This is a genomic window from Sutterella parvirubra YIT 11816, from assembly GCF_000250875.1.
In the GTDB taxonomy this organism is placed as follows: Bacteria; Pseudomonadota; Gammaproteobacteria; order Burkholderiales; family Burkholderiaceae_F; genus Sutterella; species Sutterella parvirubra.
Genome location: NZ_JH604899.1, coordinates 4,296 through 13,194 on the forward strand (window position 1 = coordinate 4,296; position 8,899 = coordinate 13,194).

An 8,899-nucleotide genomic window follows, 5' to 3' on the forward strand; every position below is an offset into this window, starting at 1 on the left:
CGGCGGCCGCGGCCGCGAGGGCGTTCAGCTGGTTGTGACGCCCCTCGACCGCGAGCTTCACCTCCATGTCGGGCAGGTGGTCCCCGAAGATCATGAGGCGTCCGTCGGGGAGCGTCCTCCCCATGACGCGGGAGGTGTAGGGAGTGGGGATCACGTTCTCGCCCGCCTGCGCCTCGGCTTCGAGTTCCTTCGCCCAATCCTCCTCAAACCCGAAGGTGATCGTGGAGACGTTCTTCGCGGCGGCCATCGACGCCCACACGTCCGCACAAGGGTCGGCCTTCGGGAAGACGGCGATGCCGGGATCCCGAAGCGCCGCGATGAGAAGGCCGTTCTCATAGGCCGTCTCCCGCACGCCCGAGAGGAATTCCTGGTGTTCGCGCTGCGCGTTCGTCACGACGGCGACGGAGGGCGCAATCCAGCGCGCGAGGAGCCCCATTTCGCCCGGATGGTTCATCCCGGCTTCGATGACGGCGGCCTCGGCGTTGACCTGGAGTTCGAGAAGGGTCTTCGGCACGCCCACGAGGTTGTTGAGGTTCCCGCGGGTCGAGTGCGCCCGATCCCCCCACTGCGTCTTCAGAATCGAGGCGATCATCTGGGTGGTGGTCGTCTTCCCGTTGCTTCCGGCCACGGCGATCACGCCGAGCTCGTCGTTCAAAAGGCGCCACGCCCGCGCGGCCTCGCCGTAGGCGATCCCGACGTCGCGGACGATGATCTGCGCGAAGTCGGTGTACGGCGGGGGAAGCTCGACCCATCGCGACACCACCGCGCCCGCGGCGCCCGCGGCCGCGACGGAGGCGACGAAGTCGTGTCCGTCGAAGCGCTCGCCCTTCAATGCGAAAAAGAGATGCCCCGGAGCCGCTTCCCGGCTGTCGGTCGTGAGCCGCGTCACGCAGAGCATTTCGTCACCCCAGATCCGCCCTCCGCACGAATCGCTCAGGAAATTGAACCAGTCTTCGACCGTATCGGGGAGGTCTTCCAAATAAATCATCAGTGCGTCTCCTTCGCGCGGAGTGCGGCGACGCGGCGCTCAAGGAGCCCCTCGCGCACGGCTTCATGGTCAAGGAACGGGTGCTTCACGCCCATGATCTCCTGATAGTCTTCGTGGCCTTTGCCGGCCACCAGAATCACGTCCTCGGCGGCGGCCGCGCCGATCGCCGAGACGATCGCCAGGCGGCGGTCGGCTTCGACGCGCGCCTCGGGGGCACCTGCCACCACCTCGCGGATGATCGCGTCCGGGTCTTCGGTGCGGGGGTTGTCGCTCGTCACGACGACGTGGTCGGCCAAGGCGGCCGCCGTGCGGCCCATCATCGGGCGCTTCCCCGGATCGCGGTCGCCGCCGCAGCCGAAGACGCACCAAAGTTCGCCCCCGCGCGCACGCGCGACGGGCGCGAGGCTCTCCAGAGCCTTCTCCAAAGCGTCCGGCGTATGCGCATAGTCGACGAGCACCAGCGGTGCGGGGCCTTCGCCCGAGCGCACCCGCTCCATGCGTCCCGCCGGGGCGTGGAGTCCGGCGACGTGCGCGAGCACGGTCTCGGGGGCGTGTCCTTCGGCGAAGACGACGGCCAAGGCCGCAAGAAGGTTCGACGCGTTGAAGAACCCCGTCTGGGCGAAGTCCACCGGGCAGGAAACCCCGCGCCAGACGAGTTCGAACGCCATCCCCTCCGCGGTTGCGCGGAGGTTCCGGGCTTCGAGCGTTTCGTCGGCGTCAGGCAAAGTGCGGCCTTCGGTCGAATAGGACCAGACGCGCACGCCCGCCTTCTTCGCGACCGCGGCCATGCGTTCGCCTGCGGGGTCGTCCGCGTTGACGACGGCGTTCTTCAACCCGGGCCACGCAAAGAGGATCGCCTTCGCGTCGGCGTAGGCTTCCATCGTGCCGTGGTAGTCGAGGTGGTCGCGCGTGAGGTTCGTGAAGACGGCCGTGCGGAAGTGCGTGCCCGAAAGCCGCCCCTGCACGAGCCCGATCGAGCTCGCCTCGACCGCGAAGGCGTCCGCCCCCGCACGCTTCAGATCGGCAAGGAGCCCCTGAAGCGACGCGGCGTCCGGGGTGGTGAGCGCGGGCGCTTCAAAGCGCACGCCGCCCAACGTCGTCCCGACGGTGCCCATGACGGCGGATTTGGTGCCCAAGGCGGAAAAGAGCGCCGCGATCCAGTGGGTCGTCGTGGTCTTCCCGTTCGTCCCCGTGACGGCGACCCCGGTCATCTGCGCCGAGGGTTCGCCGTAAAAGCCCGAGGCGATCTCACCCAGGCGCGGGAGAAGGTTCTCGACGTCCAGGGTCGGGACCGGATGGTGCTCAGGCAGGGCGCCGTCCGCCTCCATCAGCGCGCCCGCGGCGCCGCGCGCCGCGGCGACGCGGATGAAGTTGCGGCCGTCCGCGGCCGCGCCCGGCACCGCCACGAAGACGTCGCCCGGCCTCACGCGCCGGCTGTCGAGCACGAGTCGGGCCCCTTCGTGGGCCAGTCCCCGCAGCCAGGCGAGGATGGAGTCGGTCGTACGGTTCTGCATGCAAGCAAATCTCTCGATGGGTTTTCGTCAGTGCCGGATCTTGGCCATCAGGCCCACGCCTCCGGCGCTCGTCACGTCGTCGGGCGTCACCATCAGGGTGCGGAGCGCCCCTTCGGCGACGCGGTTGAAGACGGGCGCGGCGACGCGCCCGCCGAAGTGGTATTTGGGACCGGGCTCGTCGACCATCACCGCGATGATGAAGCGGGGCTCGGTGGCGGGCACCAACCCGACGAAGCTCGCCACGACGTCGTTCGTGTAGCGGCCGTCCTTCACCTTGTTGGCGGTGCCGGTTTTTCCCGCGACGGAATAGCCCGCGACCTTGACGCGCGTCGCGGTCCCGCCGCGCGCGACGGTCTGCATCATCATCGCGCGCATGACGCGGGCGGTCTCGGGCTTGAAGACCTGCGTGCCCTTCTCGACCGGACCTTCACGCTTCTCAAGCGTCAAATCAATCACGTCGCCGTTTCGCGCCAGGGCCGTGTAGGCGCGCACGAGCTGCATCAAGGACGCGGTCATGCCGTGCCCGTAGGAAATCGTCGCCTGCTCGATCGGACGCCAGCTCTTCGCGGGGCGCAGACGCCCCGCGGTCGCGCCCGGGAACCCGATGTCGGGCGCGCGGCCGAACCCCAACGCCGTGTAGGTTTCCCACAGCGTCTGCGGCGCGATTTCGAGCGCGATCTTCGTGGTGCCGATGTTGGAGGACTTCGCGACGATTTCAGCGACGGTCAGCAACCCGTAGTCGTGCGTGTCCCCGATCGTGCGGTCGCCGATCGTGAGTTTGCCGGGCGCCGTCTGAATGGTGGTGAGCGGGTCGACGATCCCCATGTCGATCGCCTTCGCGATGGCGAAGGGCTTCATCGTGGAGCCGGGTTCGAATTCGTCGGTCAGAACGCGGTTCCTCACGCGCTCGAAGACCATCGTCGAGCGGTCGTTCGGATCGTAGGTCGGGTTGTTCGCCAACGCGAGGATTTCGCCCGTGCGCACGTCCGCCACCACGACCGCGCCCGCCTTCGCGCCCGACTCGACGATCATGTCGGAGAGCGCCTCGTACGCGATGAACTGCACGCGGGAGTCGATCGACAAGCTCACGTCGCGGCCTTCGACCGCGTCTTTCGCCCAGACGTCGTCGACGATGCGGCCCAACCGGTCGCGAAGCACGCGGCGCGCGCCGCCCTTGCCGGTCAGCACATCGTCCTTCGACAATTCCACGCCTTCCTGGCCGTGGTCGTCCCAACCCGTGAAGCCCACGACGTGCGCGGTCACGGGGCCGTCCGGATACTCGCGGAGCACCTCCGCCTGCACGCCGATCCCGGGGATGGCGAGCGCCTTCACGGCTTCCGCGGTCGCGAGGTCGCGCTTTCGCGCCAGGTAGACGAAGTTGCGCGACGGCGGGTTCTTGAGCTTCTTGTCCAAGTCCGCGTACGAGATCCCGAGGACCTCCGCCAACTTTTTGAGGTCTTCCTTCGTCGCCTTCTTCGTGAAGGCCGGGTCCGCCCAGATGCTCCGGACGGGCTGGGTCGAGGCCAACACGACGCCGTTCCGGTCCAGAATCTCGCCGCGGGAGCCCGCGATCGTGATCGTGCGCGCGTAGCGCGCCTCGCCCTTGTCCTGAAGGAAGTCGCTCGTGTAGACCTGAAGCCAGAAGACGCGGACCGCGAGCCCCAGAAACGCGACCACGATCAGGAAGAACGCGAACTGCGTCCTCCACTTCGGGATCGGGATGAGAAGAAGCGGGCTCGCGCGGTTGATCGGCTGCGGCCGACGCGCTTCGCGGTCGGCGGCGAGCTTCTTCTGCACCCACTCGACCACCCAGCCCGCCACGTGCGTGAGCGCCCCCAGGACGTGCTCGCCCAAGCGTTCGAGCATGTCCTGGAGCCGCTCCATCACCGCGTCGACGAACCGCCTCATCGCGGCGCTCCCTGGCGCTTCGCGCGCTCAGCGGCCTTCTCCGCGGCCTTCTTCTCTTTTTCCGCCTGCTCGGCGTTCCAGGCCGCCAGGCGAGCCAATGTCTCTTCGCTCCAGACGATGCGCCCGTCCTCTTCCTGGACCATCGTCACGGTGTTGGCGCCGGTCGCGCCCTTCAAACCCAATTCGGCAGCGCCCGCCGCGATGTTCCCGGGGAGCGACGCGCGGTGCACCTTCATGAGAAGCTCCGAGCGGTCGTCCGAGAGACGCCGCATCAGATCCGCCTCACGCTCGTGCGCGGTGAAGGTCTGACGCGTCCGGTGGTGGAGTTCCACGGACGCGACGGCGCTCGCCAAGAGCCCCGCGCCCAAAACCACCACGAGCACGCGCTCGAACATGCTCGGCGTCGTCATGCGCCGTCTCCTTCGACCCAGGCCGCGGCGGTGCGAACGCCCACGCGCAGCACCGCAGAGCGGGCGCGCGGGTTGGCTTCGCACTCGGCCTCGCCCGGCATGATGCGCTTCACGTCCGTGAAGCGCGGCTGCGGGAGCTGCGACGCGGGAATCGGCAGACGGGGATCGAGCTCGCGCTCGGGGTGCGCCTCACGCTCGAAGAAGCGCTTCACGATGCGGTCTTCGAGCGAATGGAAGCTGATGACGGCCAGGCGCCCTTCGGGGCGCAGGATCGCGCCCGCGGCGCTCAACGCGCGGCGGAGTTCATCCAACTCGGCGTTCACCTGAATGCGGATCGCCTGGAAGGTGCGGGTCGCGGGGTGCTGCAGCTGATCCTTTTTGTTCCTCGGCACGACGGACGCGACCAGTGCGGCCAAGTCTTTGGTCGTCGTGATGGGGGATTCATGACGGCGGCGCACGATCGCCCGCGCGATCGGCCCCGCGAAGCGCTCTTCGCCGAAGACCTTGACCGCCTCACGGATCTCGGCTTCCGAGGCGCGCGCCAACCACTCGGCGGCGGTTTCGCCGCGCGTCGTGTCCATGCGCATGTCCAAGGGGCCGTCCATCCGGAAGGAGAACCCGCGCGCGGCGTCGTCGATCTGGGGGCTCGACACCCCGATGTCCAAGAAGACGCCCGTCACTTCGGTGACGCCCAAAGCCGCGAGGCTCTCCCGCATCGTCGAGAAGGGTTCGTGGATGATCGTGAACCGGGGATCCGTGATCCCGCGCGCGGCCACCACCGCCTCCGGGTCGCGGTCGAAGGCGTAGAGGCGGCCCTCCGGCCCCAACTTCTCCAGAATGCGGCGGCTGTGCCCGCCCCGCCCGAACGTCCCGTCGACGTAGATGCCGTTCGGGTCGGTCAGGAGGGCTTCGGGGGCTTCTTCGCCCAGTACGGAGATGTGCTTCAGCGGCTCGGTCATCGGTGGAAGGCTCCCCCTTGGGGGTCAGAAGGTGAAGTCGGCGGAGTCGATCCCTGCGGCAAGCGCTTCGGCTTCGTTCTTGCGCCAGACGGGTTCGCTCCAGAGTTCGAGGTGCTCGCCCAGGCCCACGAGCACGCAGTCGCGCTCCAGCCCCGCGAGGGTTCTCAGATCCGACGGAATGAGGATGCGGCCCGCGGCGTCGAAGCGGAGTTCGACCGCGCCGCCCAGAACGAGGCGCACGAGCGCGCGGGCGCTGTGGGGAAGGCGCATCAGACGCCGTCTTCTCTCCTCCCAAACGGAGAGCGGATAGAGCACGAGACAGCCGTCGGGGTGGCGCGTGAGCACGAGGCCCGCCGAGCCGTCTTCCGCCGCGGCGTCCGCGGCGAACGCCTCACGGTGCCGCGCGGGCACGGCAAGCCGTCCCTTGGCGTCGAGCGTATGGAGCGTCGTCCCCTGAAACACGTTTGTCCCCGAAAAAGCGGCCTTTCCGCGCCGTTCCATCCCGAAAAGCGCACCGGGCCCCACAAAGTCCCACATTTTCCCACATGAGATCCCTCAAGATTAACGGCGTGTTGTGGGCGGGTCAATCGAAGACGCGTGATTTGCAACGAAGCGTTTCACTATGGGTCGAAACGGTTGGGCCGCGGACGTTCCCGGAAGATTCCGCACATGCGGAAAAGGGATCCCGGAGGCGTCTCCGAAATCCCTTTTCAGTGAATGAGGAGATCTGCGGCGGGACCTCCCCTGTAAGCCGGATTCTGTTCCGCGGGACAAGCCCGCGGTGACGATCATTCTTCCAGGACGCGGCTCGCGCCGCGCCTCAAGCCATCTACCCGCCGTCAGGACCGGGCAGGTCCCATGTGACGGCCTATTTGATGTTGCTCCCCGTAGAGATTGCCCGTTTCACCCGACCCGAAGTCGGCTCGTCTCTGTTGCTCTGATCCGCACCTCACGGTGGACAGGTGTTGCCTGCTACGGTGCCCTGCGGAGTCCGGACTTTCCTCCCGCGGCGCGAAGCCGCCGACGATCGTCCGGAGAACTCCCGCCGCAGAAGGGAGCAACTCTACGCATTCGCTCCGCGGATTTCAACCCGTCCGGGGGCTTTTCGTCGCGGCCGCCTCATCTTTTGGGCTCCGGTTTGACGCCCCGCGCCCGAAAAGCGTGGGAGAATGAGCCCCTCGACACATTTCCCCATTTCCAACGAGGCGGCCCGTTCCCGTTCCGGTTCCGGTTCCGGCGGAACCGATGCCGGAACCGGCAAAACCAGGCCGCCGCCACGACATGACGAAGGTTAAGCACATCACCATCGCCGCGCTTCTCGCGGCCGCGGGCGCCGCCCATGCGGGCTTCGGCGACGCGATCAACGCCATCATCGACACGACTCCCGCAGGGGCCGCGCGCTCCGCCGCGGACCGCCCCGGCGACTTCGGCACCTTCTGGGCCGACACGGTCGAAGGCACCCGCATGATCGCGTCGAAGGGCGCCGACCTTCTGATCCTGCCCACCTACACCAACCACCCGACCTGGGACTGGCCCCAGCGCGACGAGGAAAACGCGAACCCGTTCGGTGCGGGCTTCGGCCGTCAGCTGATCGATGAGCGCGGCAACGAACGCACGCTCTTCGCGATCGCCTTCGTCGACTCCAACTACCGCGTGGAACCCGTGGTGGGCTACTCCTGGGTGGCGCGCTGGCCGATTTTCAACACCGGCCTCCACTGGGGTGCGGGCTACATCGCCGGCATCACCGCCCGCGGCGACTACGCGTGGCTCCCCTTCCCGATGCCCTTGCCCGTCGCCAAGATCGGCAACGACACGTTCTCCTTCTACGGGACCTACATCCCCTTCACGAACGTGTTCTTCTTCTACTCCACGATCGCGATCGACAACGCGGGCTCGCGCAAGAACCCGCTCCCCGCGTCGAGCCCCTTCGCGGACGGGCGCACCTTCATCTACGGGGGCGCAGGCTGGACCTACATGGACAACAGCGAAGAGGAGTCGAAGAACACCATCAAGAACGACTCGAGCTGGAACGTCGGCATCCGCCGCTACTCGGGCCGCCACTGGCAGACCGACCTCAAGTACAAGCGCGCGAAGAACGACATCCGCGTCTACACGGACGCCGCGCAGACGAAGGGCGAACACAAACAGCGGCTGGAGACCGAGACCTACTCGCTCACGATCGCCTACGGCATCGACGTCGCGAAGAGCTTCCGACTCTTCGCCGGCGCCGGTCTCGGGTACAGCCGCGCCGAAACCTCGACCGGCAAGGACGACTCCTGGCACCCCGTCCTCACGACGGGCTTCACCTGGGCGCCGCTCCCCAACGTTCAGGTGACGGGCGGGATCGACACCTCGTTCGCGCGCTACTACGGCGTCGTCGAAGGCCGCCCCGGGAGCTACGGTCTGCGCGCCATGCCGACCGACTTCAACCTCTCGGTGGGCTTCGCCTTCTGAGGAAGCCGCTGACGCCGGTGCATTTCCCAAAAAGCCGCGGGCGCGACGCCGCCCGCGGCTTTTTTGCGCCTTCCGGCACCTTCCGCCCTCTCGGGACGGAGACGGCGCCGCAACGCCCGCAGACACATCCGCACCCGCTTCTTAACGGCCGCCTCAGCATTCGCCACTACAATACGGCACACCTCAATGGGTCTTTACGCCCCGGGGCGGCCGCAACCTTTCCCCGCGCCGCCTTCTCGACGGGGCGGCCCGCACCAGATACCACAAGGAGTCATACGAGTCATGGACCGCAATGAACAGCTTTTCGAACGCGCCCAGAAGGTCATCCCCGGCGGCGTCAACTCGCCCGTGCGCGCGTTCCGTTCCGTGGGCGGCGCCCCGCGCTTCATCGAGCGCGCCAAGGGTCCCCACATGTGGGACGCCGAAGGCAAGCAGTACGTCGACTACGTGTGCTCCTGGGGCCCGATGATCCTCGGCCACAACCATCCGGCCGTTCTGGAAGCCCTCCACGCCGCCGTGGAGCGCGGGATTTCCTTCGGCGCCGCTACGGAAGCCGAAATCGAAATCGCGGAAGAGATCCGCAAGATCGTCCCCTCGATGGAGGAAGTGCGCTTGGTCTCCTCCGGCACCGAAGCCGGCATGAGCGCCATCCGTCTTGCGCGCGGC

The 8,899-nt window shown here is 67.6% G+C and carries 8 protein-coding genes and 1 other RNA gene; 2 read left to right on the forward strand and 7 right to left on the reverse strand.

What is annotated here, in order from left to right:
* From HMPREF9440_RS11350 to rnpB, 7 genes are all read right to left on the reverse strand, one after another.
* The coding region (locus HMPREF9440_RS11350; protein WP_008541213.1) for a Mur ligase family protein at positions 1–988 on the reverse strand (988 nt) is incomplete at its 3' end.
* Positions 988–2,502: a UDP-N-acetylmuramoyl-L-alanyl-D-glutamate--2,6-diaminopimelate ligase gene (locus HMPREF9440_RS02590; RefSeq protein WP_008541214.1), complete on the reverse strand. Its 1,515-nt coding sequence runs from the start codon at positions 2,500–2,502 to the stop codon at positions 988–990. The genes HMPREF9440_RS02590 and HMPREF9440_RS11350, both read right to left, overlap by 1 nt.
* A gap of 27 nt (positions 2,503–2,529) precedes the next feature.
* Entirely contained in the window at positions 2,530–4,410 is a 1,881-nt protein-coding gene (locus HMPREF9440_RS02595) for a peptidoglycan D,D-transpeptidase FtsI family protein (protein ID WP_008541215.1), read from the reverse strand.
* Positions 4,407–4,820, reverse strand: coding sequence for a hypothetical protein (locus tag HMPREF9440_RS02600; RefSeq protein WP_008541216.1), 414 nt, complete (start codon positions 4,818–4,820; stop codon positions 4,407–4,409). The genes HMPREF9440_RS02595 and HMPREF9440_RS02600 overlap by 4 nt, the downstream gene beginning before the upstream one ends.
* Positions 4,817–5,779 carry a 16S rRNA (cytosine(1402)-N(4))-methyltransferase RsmH gene (gene rsmH / locus HMPREF9440_RS02605; RefSeq protein ID WP_008541217.1) on the reverse strand — a complete coding sequence of 321 codons (963 nt, stop codon included), beginning with the start codon at positions 5,777–5,779 and terminating at the stop codon, positions 4,817–4,819. Before rsmH ends, HMPREF9440_RS02600 begins: the two co-directional genes overlap by 4 nt.
* A gap of 24 nt (positions 5,780–5,803) precedes the next feature.
* Positions 5,804–6,241 (reverse strand): division/cell wall cluster transcriptional repressor MraZ, encoded by a 438-nt coding sequence (gene mraZ, locus HMPREF9440_RS02610; protein WP_040763294.1) that lies wholly within the window; start codon positions 6,239–6,241, stop codon positions 5,804–5,806.
* A 269-nt stretch (positions 6,242–6,510) separates the two neighbouring features.
* Positions 6,511–6,822: RNase P RNA component class A (rnpB, locus tag HMPREF9440_RS10395), an RNA gene on the reverse strand.
* Between the two features lie 238 nt (positions 6,823–7,060).
* Here rnpB and HMPREF9440_RS02615 point away from each other — a divergent pair.
* Complete coding sequence (locus tag HMPREF9440_RS02615; RefSeq protein WP_008541222.1) at positions 7,061–8,233, forward strand: outer membrane beta-barrel protein; 1,173 nt, start codon at positions 7,061–7,063, stop codon at positions 8,231–8,233.
* A gap of 282 nt (positions 8,234–8,515) precedes the next feature.
* Positions 8,516–8,899, forward strand: a 384-nt coding sequence (locus HMPREF9440_RS02620) for an aminotransferase class III-fold pyridoxal phosphate-dependent enzyme (protein ID WP_040763295.1), incomplete at its 3' end; no start/stop codon positions are given.

Excerpts from the sequence above, each read along its gene's own strand:
- HMPREF9440_RS02595 (WP_008541215.1), bottom strand. The coding sequence starts at position 4,410 with ATGAGGCGGTTCGTCGACGCGGTGATGGAGCGGCTCCAGGACATGCTC.
- HMPREF9440_RS02600 (WP_008541216.1), bottom strand. The coding sequence starts at position 4,820 with ATGACGACGCCGAGCATGTTCGAGCGCGTGCTCGTGGTGGTTTTGGGC.
- rsmH (WP_008541217.1), bottom strand. The coding sequence starts at position 5,779 with ATGACCGAGCCGCTGAAGCACATCTCCGTACTGGGCGAAGAAGCCCCC.
- HMPREF9440_RS02590 (WP_008541214.1), bottom strand. The coding sequence starts at position 2,502 with ATGCAGAACCGTACGACCGACTCCATCCTCGCCTGGCTGCGGGGACTG.
- HMPREF9440_RS02615 (WP_008541222.1), top strand. The coding sequence starts at position 7,061 with ATGACGAAGGTTAAGCACATCACCATCGCCGCGCTTCTCGCGGCCGCG.